Genomic DNA, 16,625 nt, shown 5'->3' with positions numbered 1-16,625 from the left:
GATATACTATTCATTTTTGGAAGTTATGACAGAATTAACGCTTTTAGAAAAGATTGTTGCGCTGTGTAAAAGAAGAGGCTTCGTATTCCCTTCTTCTGAAATCTATGGAGGAATTAATGGGGTGTGGGACTATGGTCCACTAGGGGCCGAACTGAAGAACAACATCAAAATGTCATGGTGGAAAGCCATGACACAGCTAAGAACCGATGTGGTTGGATTGGATGGCTCCATATTAATGAACAGGGAAGTATGGAAAGCAAGCGGTCATGAAGAGCAATTTGCCGATTGGTTTGTAGACTGTAAACTCTGTCATGCCAGGTTCCGATTAGATCATTTAAAAGAGAATGCTTGTCCGTTACATCCTTCAAAACATCCAGGAGAGTGTGGAGGAGAATTGACTGAACCGAGACGATTCAATCTTCTTTTTAAAACGTATGTTGGCCCTCTGGAAGAAGAAAGCACTCTGACCTATCTAAGACCGGAAACAGCTCAGTCCATTTTTGTGCAATTCAAAAATGTTCTAGAAAGTTCCCGAATGAAAATTCCCTTTGGAATAGCCCAAATAGGAAAAGCGTTCAGAAACGAAGTTAATCCAAGAAATTTCATTTTCCGTTCCAGAGAATTCGAACAGATGGAACTTGAATATTTCATTCCTCCTGATACGGGCTTTCAGTATATTGAAGAATGGAAAGAACAACGGATCTTATGGTATGAGTCGATAGGTATTCCAAGAGCTCATATTCATGTTCGCGATGTGCCAGAGGAGGAAAGAGCGTTTTATTCTAAAAAAACCTACGATTTAGAATATGATTTTCCTTTTGGCAGGCAAGAACTCGAAGGAATAGCCTACCGAACGGATTTTGATCTCAAACAGCATGGCACTTTTAGTGGAAAATCTTTAGAATATTACGATGAAGAAAGAAAATGTAAATATATCCCCCATGTTGTCGAACCGAGCGCTGGCGTTGATAGAACTCTTTTAGCCCTACTTTGTGAAGCTTATAGGGAAGAGGAGATCCTTGGAGAAAAAGGAGAAAAAGAAAAGCGCGTTGTACTCGGATTTTCTCCAAGAATTGCCCCGATAAAAGTTGGGATATTTCCTCTTCTAAAAAACAAGATCGATATTGTTTCTAAAGCTAAAGAGGTCTTTAGGCTATTGCAAAAACATTTTAAGTCATTTTATGATGAATCTGGAGCGATTGGGCGGCGATACCGACGAATGGATGAAATTGGAACGCCCTTCTGTGTGACGATAGATTTTGAAACATTAGAAGGAGTAAGGGAGGGAGTACTGGCTGGGGAAAAAAATACTGTGACTGTTCGTTATCGTGATAGTATGAGGCAAGAGAGAGTTAGGATTGAGGAGCTTGTAGATTTTCTTAGAGAAAAGATTGAATAGCAAGCAGATCCTTTAGCTATTCTTTAGAGCTTCAAAGGTTAGGACAGCAGGCGCTGTTCCTTTTGGCTATTGCTACTAATGGCTGCCATAATTTTTGAAGCCTTTTCTCGTGCTGCTTCCATTTTTGGATAACGGATTTCTCTATATCCTTTTATTTCTTCAGGCAATTTGAGGATCTCTACCCAGAGTTGGTATTCTTGCACAGTCGAGTAGTCGAAGCCTTTGCAAAGAGAGAGGAACCAATCCCGAAAGGCTCTTTCCTTAGCATGCCAACCAGGGAGAAGCCGTCTTAAAAATTTTGCTCTTTTCATAAGCTGAAGCATCCACTGAGAAGATTTCAATCGAAACCTAATCCTCAGTTTTCCAATAACAAATTCTGGGCAGGTCCAGTGCTTGTAAACGACCTTGTCTCCTTTGTCAAAATGAATGTGGAGTTTCTGCAAGTCTTGCGATAGGGTTTGAGGTTCCGTCAGAAGCCTTGCCACTTCGACTTCATCTTTGATAGCCATGCATTTGTAGATGTTTTCAATGGCTGCCTTGGTCGCTGCAAATTGGAATTGAGCTTCGTCTTTAATTAAAATGGATTGTATGGCATCGAAATAGAGCTGGGCATAATTGATGTCTTCGTAAAGATATAAATTTTTGAGCCTTACGCTAAAAGCCCGAATTGTAGGTGTATCCAGAGGATAGGAAGATATCTCTGAGTTCCATTTCCATAGTTTTTGAGCCTCTTCTTTTTTGGATTTCTGGAGTTGATTAATGAATGCATCCCACTCTTGATGGTAGTCTTGAATTGGCACTTGCTCGGTAGGCTTCGCTCTTTCTATGGATCCCGTTGCTAGGGCTCTGCCAACGGAAAAAGCTTCGAAGTTTATTGGACTTGTTTTGCCGAGGGTCTCCTGCACCGCCCATTCTATGCTTTCTAGAGAAAAAGGGAGTAGTCCAGCCTGAAAGGCTACTCCAACAACCATAAGATTAGAATAGAGCTTGTTATCAAAGTATTCCTCAGAAAGGCGTGAGAAAGGAAACTTTAAATACTTCTTTGGATTGATCATGGAAAGAATTTTTTCTTCAAGTTGCTCAAAACGAAGTTGATCCTTTCCAAGCAATGAGCGGACGGTTTGAGTAATCGTTTCGTTAAGAATCAGTGAGGTTTTTTCAGGAGAAGCAACCCTGTAGCGGCCTACTGGATCGATGATCCTGGCTGTTTCTAATGGATCCAAACCCAAAATCAGATCCGCATCCCCATAATTTCCAATTGCGGTAATGGGCGGATTGTCTCCTTCGGATTTAGGGTAAAAAACAATTTGAGAAACTACCGAGCCGTTTCGAATAGCTAGTCCATTGCGATCGCAAAATTGCACCCCATATCCTTCCCTATGCCCTGCTCTCACAAGAACAGCAGTAACACTGGCAATCCCCATTCCCCCCACTCCAGCTACGACGATTCGAAATGGCTTCGTCAAATTTTCTCTAGGTGGTAAATCCAATTTTAAATTTTCTTTTTTCGAAGTCGATCGAGGTGAGCTTCGATAAACAGTTAGCTCTTCAAAGGCTGGACAGGCTCCAACCCTAGCACATGCTCCATCAGCTATGCACCAGGATAAGTCGGTAGCCATCTTTTTCCCAAAATCGGTTTCAACAAAAGTTAATCCCGGACAACCTGTGGATAGTGTACATTCCAAGCAAAATTCGCAAACATCGGGATTAATAAAGACATATCTTTTCTTTGGAATATATCCTTTTTCCCGAAGTTCTTGCCTTTCTCTACTTGTTTGTCTGCGGTGCGAGACAATGGCGCATTCCTTTTCGGCAATCACCACTTTTACCCCATCTTTCAGAAGGGTCCGCTCTAAAAGCATTTTATAACTTTCTCTGGACGCAGGATTGAGTCTATAGATGGGAACTCCAGTTTTTTCAGTCACCGAAGCAATAATTTTTTCTATGTCCTGAGAATCAGTTCGTTCACCGAGAAGGTCTTTATCTAGAGCTGGGGTTGTTTGATGCCCAGTCATAGCAGTGGTCCTATTGTCCAAAATAATATAGGTGATATCTTGTCCATTTTTAACGGAGTTGGAAATGGCGATCATCCCAGAATGGAAAAAGGTGGAATCCCCCATGAATACTACTTGTTTGTTTTTAATAAATGGATCGATTCCTAATCCAGTGCCTCCGCCCAAACCCATGCCACTGTAATTGTGCATTAGGTTTTGAAAAGGTTCGAACATTAGCATAGTATAGCAGCCGGTATCCCCATGAAACACAAGTTCAATAGGATCGGATTGGTACCGGGATTTCATGTAGTGAGGATTCTTAAAATCTTTTTGGATTTCTAAAAGCACGGCTGCTGAATCTCTGTGAGGACAACCTGGGCAGAAGGTAGGAGTCCTTAATGGTAGATTAAAAGAAGCCCTTGAATTATTTTCTAAAGAAAAACCTCTGAAAGAACTTGTCCTCTCATTGCTTATCGACACTTTGGAGAAAAGAGGGTTCAATAGTTGAATAAGGATAGAAGGATCTAGCCCGCCTGTTGAGGGAATGCCTTGGAGTCCAAAAGGGAATTTTTTCCCATAGACTTTTTTTGTAATTCCTTCCTGACTAAAAAGCAAAACAAGGTTTTCTTCAACAAAAGCCCTTCTTTCTTCTATCACATAGAGTTCTTCAACGGCTTCGGCAAATGGAATGATAACCTCAGGATTTAAAGGATAAGATAAACCGAGCTTTAAAATAGGGATTTGGCCATACATCCCAAGAGTGCTTAATGCCTGTACGAGGTAACAATAAACTAGGCCAGAGCTAATAAAACCTATTTTTTTGCGGCCTTTTTTTTGATCCAAAAATTCACTTTTATCTATTCCAAGCTCTTTAGCTTTGGACCAAAGAAGGCGATACCGAAAAAGATAATCTTGTTCTCTTTTAGAAGTCCTTGGTGGGAGAATTACCCGGTTCTCTAAGTCTATTTCTGAGCTGTTCAGTAAAAAAGGATTAAGGGCATTGTGAATGGGAAAATGGTTTTTCTTCACAGAGACCGTACCACCACCATCGGCTTGATTGGTCGTGACTAAATAGCCTATGAAAAGATTGGAATGCCGGGAGAGAAGAAATCCTAAATTAATCCAATCTTTCATTTCTTGGATTGTTGAAGGCTCTAAAAGAGGCATATGAAGATGCTTGCAAAGAAAGCGAGAATCTGCTGGAGCTTGAGTTGAATCATTCCATGGATCATCCCCAATGATGACAATTGCCCCTCCTTCAGGATGACTGCCGCATAAGTTACCTAGTGCTAATCCATCGGAAGCCACATGGAACCCAACACTTTTCATGGCTGCAACAGCTCTTAGTCCAGCCATCTGTGAGCCGTTAAGCATAGCCGCAGCCAGAGCCTCATTATTGGCAAGGATTGCCTGAATGCCGTGTTCTTTTAGCAAACCAGCAATTGATTGAACTGAATCGAAAATACCAGAGATAGGTGAACCAGGATAGCCTGTTAGGAGATGAACACCTCCATCAGTTTCAAGAAGTCCTTTAACGATTGCCTCATTACCAGTATAAACTTCAAAACCCTCTTCTTTGAGAAATCTTGGATCGGCTGCTGTGATAATACTTTTAGTTGCCATGAAATATTTTTGTAGTTCTATTATAGCTCTTCTGAAAAGTAAATCATTATAAAAATGTTAGTTTCGTTTTGATTTAAAAAGAACTTGCCGATTTTCTACCTCTAATTCATATTTTTTTAAAAAAGGGGGGGAGGAGAAAGACAAGGTAAAAATAATGTAGCTCTCCAAAGAAAAAAAGAAAAATCCGTGGGAGACATTTTAGTAAAAACAAACGATAAATAAAAAAAGGAGTTTTTTATGAAAAAAATGACAAAGTATCTTACAGTGCTCTTTTCTATCGTTGTTTGTGGTTCGTTTTTTGCCACTCAAGGCCATGGACGGATGATCCAGACAACAAGAGGGGATATGGTTATTGTTGGAAAACAGGGGAATAATTACTTAGGGAAATCAGGAGAATGTCCATCCTGTAAAAAAGAAAAGAAACAGAAAAAGACTGAATAAAGAGTTTTGTTATAGACTGGAATTTTTAAAAAAAAGCCAAGGGAAAAAAAGCCTTTGGCTTTTTTATACTATCAAGCAAAGCATTAGCTAGTTTTTGTGTATTCTATTCCTTATAAACGGATTGAACAGTGGGATGATTTTTATGTATTCTTCTCTCAAGAGGAGAAGTTTCCTCGGGCATAGTTAAAGTTAAGAGCAGCATAAAGCTTTTGAATTTTTGATGGTTCGATAAACAAACGTTGGCTCTTTAGATTTATTATTTTCTTTAGGTGCGTTTATCTCTTCTACAATCTTTTCAATGAGATGATGGTGTGGAGAATAAATGCAGACAGGATCAGTTGCTGAAGCATCGGCTGTGAACAAGAAGGCTTGACATCGGCAACCGCCAAAATCGATTTCTTTGCGAGGACAACTCTTGCATGGTTCTGGAAGAAAATCGGTCCCTCGGAATTTGTTGAAGGCTTCCGAATTCCACCAGATATTCTCTAAAGTGTCTGATCGGATGTTTGGAAAAGAAAGGGAGCGTATGTCACGGGCGCTTTGACAGGGTAAAACCGTTCCGTCAGCTGAAACAGTCATGTATACTTTAGCCCATCCTTGAAGACAAGGTTTTGGAAACGAACTATAATAATCGGGGATTACAAAAAGAATTTCCATCTTCCCCTTATACTTTTCTTTTGCGTTTGAAGCTTCTTTAGCAGCCTTTTCCACTTGATGCCTTCTAGGAAGTAACTCCTTTCTATTATGGAGAGCCCAACCGTAGTACTGGGTATTAGCCAATTCTAGCCTCTGAGCTCCTAAGGCTGCAGCGAAATCTATAATTTCAGATATTCTTTCGATGTTATGTCGATGAATGACAACGTTAATCCCTAAGGGAATAGAAAATTCATTAATGAGTTGAACGGCTTCTATTTTTTTTTCAAAGCTCTTTTTTACTCCTGAAAAAAGATCAGCACTTTCGGGCCTGCAATCCTGAATGCTTAGCTGAATGCTGTCCAATCCGGCCTCTTTTATCTTTTTTAAAAGTTTCCTGTTAATCAAAGTTCCCCCTGTACTCATATTCGAATATAACCCTAGATCATGAGCTGTACGAATCAACACAGGCAGGTCTTTTCGCACTAATGGCTCACCCCCAGAAAAATAAACTTGCAAAATTCCAAGTCTTTGAGCCTCTTGAAGAACTCTTATCCACTCTTCGGTAGACAGTTCCTCTTTCAACCATTTCGAGTATCCTAGGGTATTACTGCAATAAGGACACTCTAAAGGACAGTGAAAGGTCAGTTCACAGAGTAAGGATAAGGGTAACAACTTTAGGTTGGACATACAAATCTATTAATTGAGTTGAATAAAACCCCTTTCACATAGAGTTAATATAAAATCCCATATATCTTTTTCCATCTCAACCCTCTCGATGGAATATTCTTTGGATAGTTCGGTAACAATATCATCTACTTTTCTCTTTCCATCACACAAAAGCAAGATTTTGTAAGCGGTTTGGTTAAGGAAAAGGAGTCCTTCTGGATACAATAGAACCGGCTTTTGTCTTGCCTGATCAAATTTGAGCCGTGCTTTCGAGGAAAGAGTTGGGATTTTATCAGAGTGCATAGGGAGGCTTGGGCGTACAAATCCCCAACTGGTAATGCATATAGAGCGCATCGAGCATCGACCAAAGTAGATCACATTTGAATTGTAAGGCTTCAATCGCAGCAAGCTGTAGGGATGGGGTAGTGCATCTTTTCAGCACGAGATCAAGGGTAAATCGGACATCTTTGGGTGCTTGTTCAACTCTTTTTTCGAAATATTTTAATCCTTCAGGATCGATCCACGGATAATATTTTGGAAAAGCTGAAATTCGTATCCTATGTATGGTAGGGGCAAAAAGCTCTGTCAGAGAAGAAGCCATGGCGATTAACCAATGTTGTTCCCTACAAAAATGGACATAAGCATCAACAGCATACCGAACCGTTGGAAGCAGAAACCGATGAGATAAAAGATCTTCCCGACTAAGCCCGACAGCCTTTCCTAAATTAAGCCATCGTTCAATGCCACCAGGATCTTCTCCGAACCCATCATGATCATGGATCCTGGATATCCAGATGCGCCTCAATTCCCTCTCTGGACAGTTCGACAGGATCGCGGCATCTTTGATGGGGATCTGTTCCTGGTAATAGAACCGATTGGCTACCCATCCCTGCAAAGCCTCTTTGGAGAGTTTGCCTTCGTTCATCAGCAGGTGAAAGGGGTGTTTATCATGGTAGCTAGTATTTCCTATCGATCTAAGCACTTCTTCGAATTGGGCAGGAGGCAGAGGGAGTTTTGAAACAAATTCTTCTTTCGGTATAAAGGAAGGATAAATAGGCAAAGCATCAAAGGCAGTCATTGGAAGAAAATCATAGCAAAAGTTTCATGCCATCGTAAGCAATTTCTATCCCTAAAGAATGCACAGCTTTTGCCTGTGCCGAATCAGGATCAAGCATGGGATTGGTATTGTTGATATGAATGTAGATTTTTTTAGGAATTTGTAGAGTGCTAAGCCAGCTTAGCGATCCGTTTTCACCGCCCACCGGAATATGCCCCATTTCTGAAGCTTTTTTCTCTTTAATGTTCCAAAGTAAAAGTTCGTTTTCTGACCAAAAAGTCCCATCGACAAACAGGCATTCAGCTTCCTGAATAAATTCTTCAAATCTGCTACTTATTGATGGCAAAGCAGGGCAATAAACGACTTTTAACCCAGATTCCTCTTCGATACTTACCGCAATCACATCACCTGGTCGCGGCTCTCTTTTTGCATACGGTGGTGGCCCTCCCGGTAACTCAAAAGCATCAAAAAGCAACGAGCCTATTTTTATTGGAAAAGAACTTCGTTTCAATCGAACATAGGAAGACAAGATTCGAACTATTGGATAGTACTCAGAAATTAGCTCCCAAGTGCTGTCAGAACAAACAATTTCAATTTCTTTGCCTTCACGCAAAGAAAGAAGACCAGAGGCATGATCAATCTGTCCATCAGTTAGAATAATAGCAGCAAATGGAGAAGAACGAATTTCAAGGCCTGGAGGCGCCAGTTCTGAATGAAGTGCTAATTGAGTAGGCAAATCGATCGATGCATTTAAAAGAATCCACTTTTCCCCCTCCATCCGAACAGCTATGGAGGATTGGGTTCTTCTAAAGGAAAAAACCTCTTTCTTTTCTTTGATTTCTATCCGGGCGCGAACACAATTTGGACAAAGACAATTCCATTGGGGAATACCTCCTCCCGCTCCCGAACCTAAAACTATGACTTCCATATTGGAGCACAAAGGGCAAAGACAGGATTGCCTTTGCCCTTTGTGGAAGCTTTTGAACTCATCGAAGATTAATTCTCAGCAACAAACGCGTAGGCAGTCACTTCCATGCAGAGATTCATTTCTTCGAATGCTGGTTTTTCCCAATTCATGAGTCCTCCTATTTTAAATAAAATTAATAAATTATTTTTTTCTCATTCAATTGCAATTTTTTATTGAAATGCAATTTCAATTTTTTAAATTTTTCTACATTGATTATTTTAATATAACTCAGAAGCACGACAATCTAAATAAATTTTTTACCTTTTTCAATGATTATTCAACAAAACGGTTTTTTTAATTTCTTTCTCCTGAAATTTAAAATTTTATCATTCCCCACTCTTTTGATCCGTTTGTGTGTCTTCTTTTTGGTTACTTTCCTTTCTGTGTTGATTTGTTTTTCCTCCCTAAGAGCTAGCGTTCATCCTTTAGCCTATGTTAGTTGTGAAGGAGGCATAGCCATTATTGATATTGAGAAAAACGAAAAACTCAAAACAATTGCACTTCCTGGTAGCATGCTCAGAGGTATTGGTATTGACAAAGAAGGAAAAACTCTTTTTGTCGCTGACAAATCGACTCGATCCTTGCTAATTCTGGATGCGAACAATGGGCGAATAAAAAAAACGATACGGCTTGGACAAAATCCTGAATTTTTGCGATTGCATCCAGAAAGAAAATTCCTCTTTGTTTCTTATGAGCCAGATCTTTCAGAGTCAACAAGTCCTATAGGAGCAAAAATTGCTCAGATTGATATCCAAAAGGAAAGGATAGACAATGAGTTTTCCGGAGGAAAAGAAACCGAAGCCATAGAGTTTTCTCAAGATGGATCTAAGCTATTGGTTGCAAATGAGGGAGAAAATTCTATCGGCCTTTATGATATTGAAACGCGACGGGAAATCCGCCGGATAGATCTTCAAAAAATTGGCACAAGACCTCGAGGTTTAAAGAAGGCACCTCAAGAGGAAATCTATGCGGTGACTTTTGAAAACAGCAATACCTTAGCTTTGTTCGACAATCATTTTTCTCTTCTTAAAGCTACGACCACCGCTTCTGGTCCTTATGGAGTAGTTTTCGATCCATCAGGCAAAAAGCTTTTGGTACTTGCTTTCCGGGATAGAAAACTGCAAGTGTTCGATTCCCAAAATCTGAAGCTTTTGGCGGAAGCTCCTGTAGGTATGCGAAGCTGGCATTTTACTTTTAGCCCGGATGGAAAAAAAATCTTAGTTGCTAGTGGCCGATCCGATGCTCTCTACGTTTTCGATGCGGACAATTACAAAGAACTAGCCAAGATTGAAGGAATAAAAATGCCTTGGGGAATAATCACCTATCCCCTAAGTTATGGAAGTCTTGATAGTCCATAAAATATTTTAATGAATATGGAAAAAAAATTATTTTAATAATTTTTATTTTTGAATATTGATTGATAGGGGAAAATCGGATAATTACATTAGTAAATGCATTTATTTTGTTATGTTGCTGATAATGACCTTGCTGAATAGTTATTAAAAAAAATTATGATAAAACAAAAAAAGAAATTCAATTAGAGAACGGATCGATGAGAACAATGGATCAAAAACTACTGGATAGCTTAGCTTTCTATTCTACGAAACCCAATGGGCTTATTCCCTTCTATCATAAAGTACAAGAAGAAATTGGATATATTCCAAAAGAATTTCTACCTCAGATTGCATCTTCTTTCAATCTTTCTCAAGCTGAAGTGTATGGTGTTCTTACTTTTTATGCTGACTTCCGAACTAAGCCTCCAGGAAAAAACATCATAAAGATTTGTCGGGCTGAAGCCTGTCAAGCCAATGGCTGTCATAAAGTGATAGAAAAAGCAAAAGAAACGTTGAAAATTGATTTTGGTGGGACGACCCCTGATGGCAAAGTGACATTACTTCCCACTTTTTGTTTTGGCAATTGCGCTAATGGTCCTTCGGTGGCTCTCAATGGTAAGCTCTATGGAAGAGTTGATACTCGAAAAATTGAAAACCTAATCCATTCCATACGCTAGTTATGCATACTCTTTATATAGCCAAAGATTATTCAGCCATCGCAGTAGGTGCGGACGAGGTAGCTTTTGCAGTAGAAAAAGAAGCATTCTTAAGGAATATCCCCATCCGGATAATCCGTACGGGTTCTTATGGACTTTATTGGTTGGAGCCGGTTATAGAAGTCGAACTAGAAGGAGGCAGAAGGATCGCCTATGGGCCAGTGACTGAAGAGGCGATTGGCTCCTTATTTGATTCAGGTTTTCTTGAAGGTTCAGACCATCCTCTTTGTTTAGGAAATCTTCAAGAGCATCCCTACTTGAAAAAACAGACAAGGTTGATTTTTGAACGAATCGGAAAGAACGATCCTTTGTCATTAGATTCTTACATAGCTTGTGGAGGATTTCAGGGATTAAAAAAAGCGATTGAATTGGGTCCAGACAAAGTCATTGATCAAATTACAAAATCTGGGTTAAGAGGCCGCGGTGGGGCAGCCTTCCCTACTGGCATTAAATGGAAAACGACCCAAAGGGCTATCGCTTCCCAGAAATACATCGTTTGCAATGCTGATGAAGGGGATTCAGGCACCTTTTCTGATAGAATGGTTATGGAAGGCGATCCATTCTTGCTCATTGAAGGAATGGCGATTGCTGGTTTTGCTGTAGGAGCTGATAAAGGATATATCTATCTTCGGTCTGAGTATCCACTTGCCCACGAAGTACTCAACAAAGCTATTGCGGTTTGCAGATCGCAGGGAATATTGGGCAGCCCGCTCTTTGGTTCCTCCTTTTCTTTTGATTTAGAGGTTTTTCTTGGAGCAGGAGCCTATGTCTGTGGAGAGGAAACAGCTCTTCTGGAGAGCCTTGAAGGCAAAAGAGGAATGGTAAGGCCAAGACCGCCTTTACCAGCCGTTAAAGGATTGTGGGGAAAACCCACCGTAATCAACAATGTGATCACTCTAGCCTCTGTGCCATGGATTTTGTCTCATGGAGGAGAGGCCTACGCAGCCTATGGAGTCAATCGATCCAAAGGTACTTTGCCAGTTCAACTCTCTGGAAATCTCAACTATCCAGGACTTGTAGAAGTACCCTTTGGCATATCTCTTCGGGATCTGGTTTATGGCTTTGGAGGTGGCACGCGTAGCGGGAGGCCACTCAAAGCCATTCAAATTGGAGGTCCCTTAGGTCCTTATCTTCCCGAACATTTTTTGGATATTCTTCTAGATTACGAGGAATTAAGCAAAATCAAAGGGATTGTAGGCCATGGAGGAATCATTGTCTTTGATGATCAAACAAACTTGGCGTTTATGGCTCATTATGCCATGGAATTTTGTGCTGAGGAATCTTGTGGAAAATGCACGCCTTGTAGAATTGGTTCGACCAGGGGCATGGAGTTAATGGAAAAAATTTTAATGGGGAAAGGGTCTCGAAAAGAGCTAGAGCTGCTTTTCGATCTGTGTGATACTATGCTTCATGCTTCGTTATGTGGCTTGGGAGGAATGACTCCTTTCCCCGTTTTGAGTGCGTTGAGACATTTTCCAGAGGATTTTGGCTATAGTAAAGAAGAAATTTGTGCCTTTGCGGGCGCTCTTTAATGCGAGAGAAAAAAGAGGACAGAGACAAAAATTACACCGCTAGAAAATTAGAAAAAGGAGGATGAAGCCATGTTAACCGACAGACGAATAGATCTTGGAACGCCTGGAAGCCCTATAGAGTGGATTAAATATAGAAACGGTCATAAAAATGGTGCTACTCAAAATAAAATGGCTCGATTTGTGCCCGAATCCGAGATTCAACCAAAAATTGTAACTCTAACCATTGATGGGATAGAAGTCAGCGTTCCTGAGGGCACTTCCCTGTTAAGGGCTGCAGCCTTGCATGGAATTATGATTCCCAAGCTTTGTGCGACAGAAAGCCTTGAACCTTTTGGATCTTGTAGGCTTTGTCTTGTGGAAATAGAAGGCAAAAGAGGCTATCCAGCTTCCTGTACGACCCAAGTAGAACAGGGCATGAAGGTCAAAACATTTTCTGAAAAACTTGCCAAGCTCCGTCGCAACGTTATGGAATTGTATATTTCTGATCATCCCTTGGATTGTTTGATGTGCCCTGTGGATGGCGACTGTGAGCTTCAGGACATGGCAGGTGCTGTTGGATTGAGAGATGTCCGTTATGGTTTTTCAGGAAAAAATCATCTAACAAGTCCTAAAGATAAAACAAATCCTTATTTTACATTTGATCCCTCCAAATGCATTGTCTGTTTTCGATGCGTCCGTGCTTGTGATGAAATTCAAGGAACTCTGGCTCTCACTGCGCGTCATAGGGGGTTTGATTCTGTTATTACTCCAGGTCCTACCCATGAGTTTTTGAGCTCAGAATGCGTTTCTTGCGGAGCCTGTGTTATGGCCTGCCCAACAGCGGCCTTGATCGAAGATACGGTCATAGAAAAGGGCCTACCCCTAAAATCAACGATTACAACCTGTGCCTATTGTGGAGTGGGCTGTTCTTTCGAAGCTCAAACCCAAGGCTATGAAGTCATTCGAATGGTGCCCTATAAAAATGGTCATGCTAATCATGGGCATTCTTGTGTTAAAGGCAGGTTTGCCTGGACTTATGCATTGAGTCCTGAAAGGCCATTAAAGCCCCTACTCCGTAAAAAAATCGAAGATCCCTGGAAAGAAGTGAGCTGGGAAGAAGCTATTGCTTATGTCGCTTCGGAATTTAAGAGAATAGCTGATAAATATGGTAGAAATTCGATTGGGGCTGTGAGTTCTTCTCGGTGTACCAATGAAGAGGACTTTCTTGTACAAAAGCTAGTTCGAGCAGTCTTTCACAATAACAACATTGATACTTGTGCTCGGGTCTGCCATTCTCCTACAGGTTATGGATTGAAGGCAGCCTTTGGAACCTCAGCAGGTACGAATCCCTTTGATTCTATTCAGTTTTCTGATGTCATTTTTGTCATTGGTGCCAATCCTACCGATGGGCATCCTGTTTTTGGTTCCCAGATGAAACGTCGGCTTCGCCAAGGTGCCCGTCTAATTGTAGCTGATCCAAGAAAAATCGACCTTGTCAAAACACCCCACATTCGAGCCGATTATCATCTTCAATTAAAGCCGGGGACTAACGTCGCTTTGCTGAATGCTATCGCCTATACAATCCTTGAGGAAGGGCTCGAAGATAGAAAATTTATTGAAGAGAAATGTGACAAGGTCTCCTTTGAAAAATGGATGCAATTTATTCGAAAGCCTGAGAATGCACCGGAAGCAGTGCAGGAAATAACAGGAGTCCCTGCCGAAACCATCCGAGCTGCAGCAAGACTGTATGCTACTGGTGGTAATGCAGCTATCTATTATGGACTTGGCGTAACTGAACATTCCCAAGGGACAACTGCTGTGCTTGCCATAGCGAATCTGGCTATGCTTACTGGAAATGTTGGCAAAGAGGGAGCAGGAGTTAATCCTCTGCGAGGTCAAAACAATGTGCAAGGCTCCTGTGACATGGGTTCTTTCCCTCATGAATTTTCAGGCTATAGGCATGTATCCGATTTTGAAACGAGGATGCTTTTCGAACAAGCATGGAATGTACCCTTGGATCCAGAGCCGGGGTTAAGAATTACTAATATGCTGACGGAAGCTGTGTATGGTAATTTTAAGGGCATCTATGTGCATGGGGAGGATCTTACTCAATCGGATCCCGATAGCAATCACGTCATCCAAGCCCTAAAATCAATGGAACTAGTGGTCCTTCATGACATTTTCCTCAATGAAATGTCGAAGTACTGCCATGTGTTTTTGCCTGGATGTTCCTTTTTGGAAAAAGATGGAACTTTCACCAATGCCGAAAGAAGGATTCAAAGAGTCAGAAAAGTAATGCCTCCGCTCTGCGGAAAACAAGAATGGGAAGTGATTCAGGAAATCGCTCAAGCAATGGGTTATCCTATGCATTATAATCATCCCTCAGAAATCATGGATGAAATTGCTAGACTGACTCCAACCTTCCGAGGGGTAAGTTATGAGAAACTTGATAAATTGGGAAGCATTCAATGGCCATGTAATGAACAGGCGACTGAAGGAACTCCAGTAATGCATAAGGAAAAATTCTTCAGAGGCTTAGGACAGTTCCATATTACTGGTTATGTCCCAACGCCAGAAAAGCCATCCAGGCGTTTCCCTCTTATCCTCACAACGGGCAGAATTTTACATCATTACAATGTGGGGACACAGACAAGGCGGACGCAAAATGTCATCTGGTTTAAAGAAGATATCTTAGAAATTCATCCATCAGATGCTGAAGAAAGGGGAATCAAAGATGGAGAGTTGGTAGAAGTGACCAGTAGAAAGGGGAGTGGAACTTTCAGGTGTAAAATAACTGAAAGGGTGCAACCGGGAACTGTATATGCGACTTTCCATTTTCCTGAAAGTCGTGCAAATATAGTCACTACTGAAATTTCAGATTGGGCAACAAACTGTCCGGAATACAAGGTAACTGCTGTGCAAGTAAGCCCTCTTGCTAAAGAAGCAAAAGAAAAAACCGTTGCCTGTTAAGAAGGAGGGCATTACACCATTTGTAAATTTTATATAACATCTTCCTTTCAATGAACATAGTTATGAAAGAGGGGTATGAGGATCTCATTTTTATGGCTAACCAGATAGGCGATTTTTTTAAAAATTATCCTACCACTGAAGAAGCCGTAGAGGGGATTGCTAATCATCTCCGGAAATTTTGGTCTCCTTCCATGCGACAAAGGATTATTAGCTATGTTGAGAAGACTGAGGGAGGAGAACTGGCTCCCCTTGTAAGACTAGCCGTTGAAAAACTAAAAAGTAGTAGCTAGGTCAAAATTTCTTTGCTTTTTTTCTTCGCGATGGATTTCTGTGCACTTTCTATTTAAATAAAAGCCATAATGGGAAAGAAAATTGGCTTAGCCGCATATCTGATTGATGATCCAGTACAAGGGGCCCTTTTTTTCCTAGGAAAAAAATTGGCGGTTAAAGATCCGAAAGGGAATATTGCTGGAATCATCATGGAGACCGAGGCGTATGGTAGAGCCGAGGACAAAGCTTGTCATGGCTATGGAAATCGGTTGACTCCAAGAAATAAAATAATCTTTCAGCAAGGAGGCATTACTTATGTCTATTTTTGCTATGGGATGCACCATCTTTTGAATTTTGTTTTGGGACCGGAGGGCGTTCCCATGGCTGTATTAATCCGTGGGGTGATTATTACAGAAGGAAAGGAGTTGGTTAAACCAAGAAGGAAAGGTATTCCTGAACATCAGTGGGCAGATGGCCCTGGAAAAGTCACCAAAACTATGGGGATTACTCTAGCAGACAATGGAATTTCTTTGATTGGAGAGCGCATTTGGGTGGAAGAATCCGGACTTGAAGTTCCAGATTCGGAAATTGAGAGAACTCCTAGAATTGGTGTCGATTATGCAGAAGAATGGGCAAAAAAACCTTTGCGTTTTGTTTGGAAAAAAGCGATAAACCGATTGTGCCTTCTCTAATGGTTGCCTCTTCCAGTTCCCTCAACAAGGACAAGAAAAAAAATGTCTTTTAGTCCACACATTATAAGCCATTCTCATGAAGCTACTCAACTACTCCGTCCTAAAGGACGGAGCTTGCATCCAGGCTCCACCTCAGGCTTGCGCGTATCTCGAAAGACGCGCGGCTTTGGCTTCATCACCCGATGCTTCAGGGACGGCTGACAATCGCCCCGTCCTCACCCAGTCTTGCCAGATGAGGAGCGTTCGCATGCTGATGTGTTTCTGGCAGCCACTAAATCGGCATGGAGCGTATACCCACAATGGGCGCATACAAACAACAGTCCCTTATTGGGCCGATTCTCCCGCCCAA

Annotated in this window: 14 protein-coding genes and 1 pseudogene; 8 read left to right on the top strand and 7 right to left on the bottom strand. The window is 41.2% G+C overall.

Annotation, left to right across the window (positions count from 1 at the left end):
- The first annotated feature begins 25 nt into the window (after positions 1 to 25).
- Positions 26 to 1,399 carry a glycine--tRNA ligase gene (locus tag A7Q09_RS08075; protein ID WP_134390958.1) on the top strand — a complete coding sequence of 458 codons (1,374 nt, stop codon included), beginning with the start codon at positions 26 to 28 and terminating at the stop codon, positions 1,397 to 1,399.
- Positions 1,400 to 1,437: 38 nt separating this feature from the next.
- Here the strand turns inward: A7Q09_RS08075 and A7Q09_RS08070 are convergent, their stop codons facing one another.
- Positions 1,438 to 5,016 (bottom strand): DUF6537 domain-containing protein, encoded by a 3,579-nt coding sequence (locus tag A7Q09_RS08070; RefSeq protein WP_134390957.1) that lies wholly within the window; start codon positions 5,014 to 5,016, stop codon positions 1,438 to 1,440.
- A 237-nt stretch (positions 5,017 to 5,253) separates the two neighbouring features.
- On the opposite strand from A7Q09_RS08070, the gene A7Q09_RS08065 reads away from it, so the two are divergent.
- Complete coding sequence (locus A7Q09_RS08065) at positions 5,254 to 5,457, top strand: hypothetical protein (protein ID WP_134390956.1); 204 nt, start codon at positions 5,254 to 5,256, stop codon at positions 5,455 to 5,457.
- A gap of 189 nt (positions 5,458 to 5,646) precedes the next feature.
- Here A7Q09_RS08065 and pqqE read toward each other — a convergent pair whose 3' ends face one another.
- The 5 genes from pqqE to pqqA all read right to left on the bottom strand — a co-directional run bounded on the left by pqqE (position 5,647) and on the right by pqqA (position 8,893).
- Entirely contained in the window at positions 5,647 to 6,780 is a 1,134-nt protein-coding gene (gene pqqE, locus A7Q09_RS08060) for a pyrroloquinoline quinone biosynthesis protein PqqE (protein ID WP_134390955.1), read from the bottom strand.
- A gap of 9 nt (positions 6,781 to 6,789) precedes the next feature.
- A complete protein-coding gene (gene pqqD / locus A7Q09_RS08055) occupies positions 6,790 to 7,062 on the bottom strand; it encodes a pyrroloquinoline quinone biosynthesis peptide chaperone PqqD (RefSeq protein ID WP_134390954.1) in 273 nt (90 codons plus the stop codon).
- A complete protein-coding gene (gene pqqC / locus A7Q09_RS08050; protein ID WP_134390953.1) occupies positions 7,052 to 7,837 on the bottom strand; it encodes a pyrroloquinoline-quinone synthase PqqC in 786 nt (261 codons plus the stop codon). Before pqqC ends, pqqD begins: the two co-directional genes overlap by 11 nt.
- 10 nt (positions 7,838 to 7,847) lie before the next feature.
- The gene (gene pqqB, locus A7Q09_RS08045) at positions 7,848 to 8,744 is read right to left on the bottom strand and encodes a pyrroloquinoline quinone biosynthesis protein PqqB (RefSeq protein ID WP_134390952.1); all 897 of its coding nucleotides are present in this window, start codon (positions 8,742 to 8,744) and stop codon (positions 7,848 to 7,850) included.
- 68 nt (positions 8,745 to 8,812) lie between these two features.
- Positions 8,813 to 8,893, bottom strand: coding sequence for a pyrroloquinoline quinone precursor peptide PqqA (gene pqqA, locus A7Q09_RS11515; RefSeq protein ID WP_079199488.1), 81 nt, complete (start codon positions 8,891 to 8,893; stop codon positions 8,813 to 8,815).
- A gap of 159 nt (positions 8,894 to 9,052) precedes the next feature.
- Here pqqA and A7Q09_RS08035 point away from each other — a divergent pair, with 159 nt between their 5' ends.
- The 6 genes from A7Q09_RS08035 (at position 9,053) to A7Q09_RS08010 (ending at position 16,276) form a co-directional block, all read left to right on the top strand.
- On the top strand, positions 9,053 to 10,141 hold the full coding sequence (locus A7Q09_RS08035; protein ID WP_134390951.1) for a beta-propeller fold lactonase family protein: 1,089 nt from the start codon (positions 9,053 to 9,055) through the stop codon (positions 10,139 to 10,141).
- 194 nt (positions 10,142 to 10,335) lie between these two features.
- Complete coding sequence (locus A7Q09_RS08030) at positions 10,336 to 10,794, top strand: NAD(P)H-dependent oxidoreductase subunit E (RefSeq protein WP_134390950.1); 459 nt, start codon at positions 10,336 to 10,338, stop codon at positions 10,792 to 10,794.
- A gap of 2 nt (positions 10,795 to 10,796) precedes the next feature.
- On the top strand, positions 10,797 to 12,365 hold the full coding sequence (locus tag A7Q09_RS08025) for an NADH-quinone oxidoreductase subunit NuoF (protein WP_134390949.1): 1,569 nt from the start codon (positions 10,797 to 10,799) through the stop codon (positions 12,363 to 12,365).
- A 69-nt stretch (positions 12,366 to 12,434) separates the two neighbouring features.
- A complete protein-coding gene (gene fdhF, locus A7Q09_RS08020) occupies positions 12,435 to 15,314 on the top strand; it encodes a formate dehydrogenase subunit alpha (protein WP_134390948.1) in 2,880 nt (959 codons plus the stop codon).
- A gap of 50 nt (positions 15,315 to 15,364) precedes the next feature.
- A complete protein-coding gene (locus A7Q09_RS08015) occupies positions 15,365 to 15,604 on the top strand; it encodes a formate dehydrogenase subunit delta (RefSeq protein WP_134390947.1) in 240 nt (79 codons plus the stop codon).
- A 69-nt stretch (positions 15,605 to 15,673) separates the two neighbouring features.
- The gene (locus tag A7Q09_RS08010) at positions 15,674 to 16,276 is read left to right on the top strand and encodes a DNA-3-methyladenine glycosylase (RefSeq protein WP_134390946.1); all 603 of its coding nucleotides are present in this window, start codon (positions 15,674 to 15,676) and stop codon (positions 16,274 to 16,276) included.
- Positions 16,277 to 16,376: 100 nt separating this feature from the next.
- Here A7Q09_RS08010 and A7Q09_RS11325 read toward each other — a convergent pair.
- Positions 16,377 to 16,625: pseudogene (locus tag A7Q09_RS11325) on the bottom strand (zinc ribbon domain-containing protein); the annotation flags it as partial.

The organism is Methylacidiphilum sp. Yel (assembly GCF_004421185.1).
Taxonomy (GTDB): domain Bacteria; phylum Verrucomicrobiota; class Verrucomicrobiia; order Methylacidiphilales; family Methylacidiphilaceae; genus Methylacidiphilum.
Note: the sequence above shows the minus strand (reverse complement) of the source record. Positions and strands in the feature narration are given on the sequence as shown.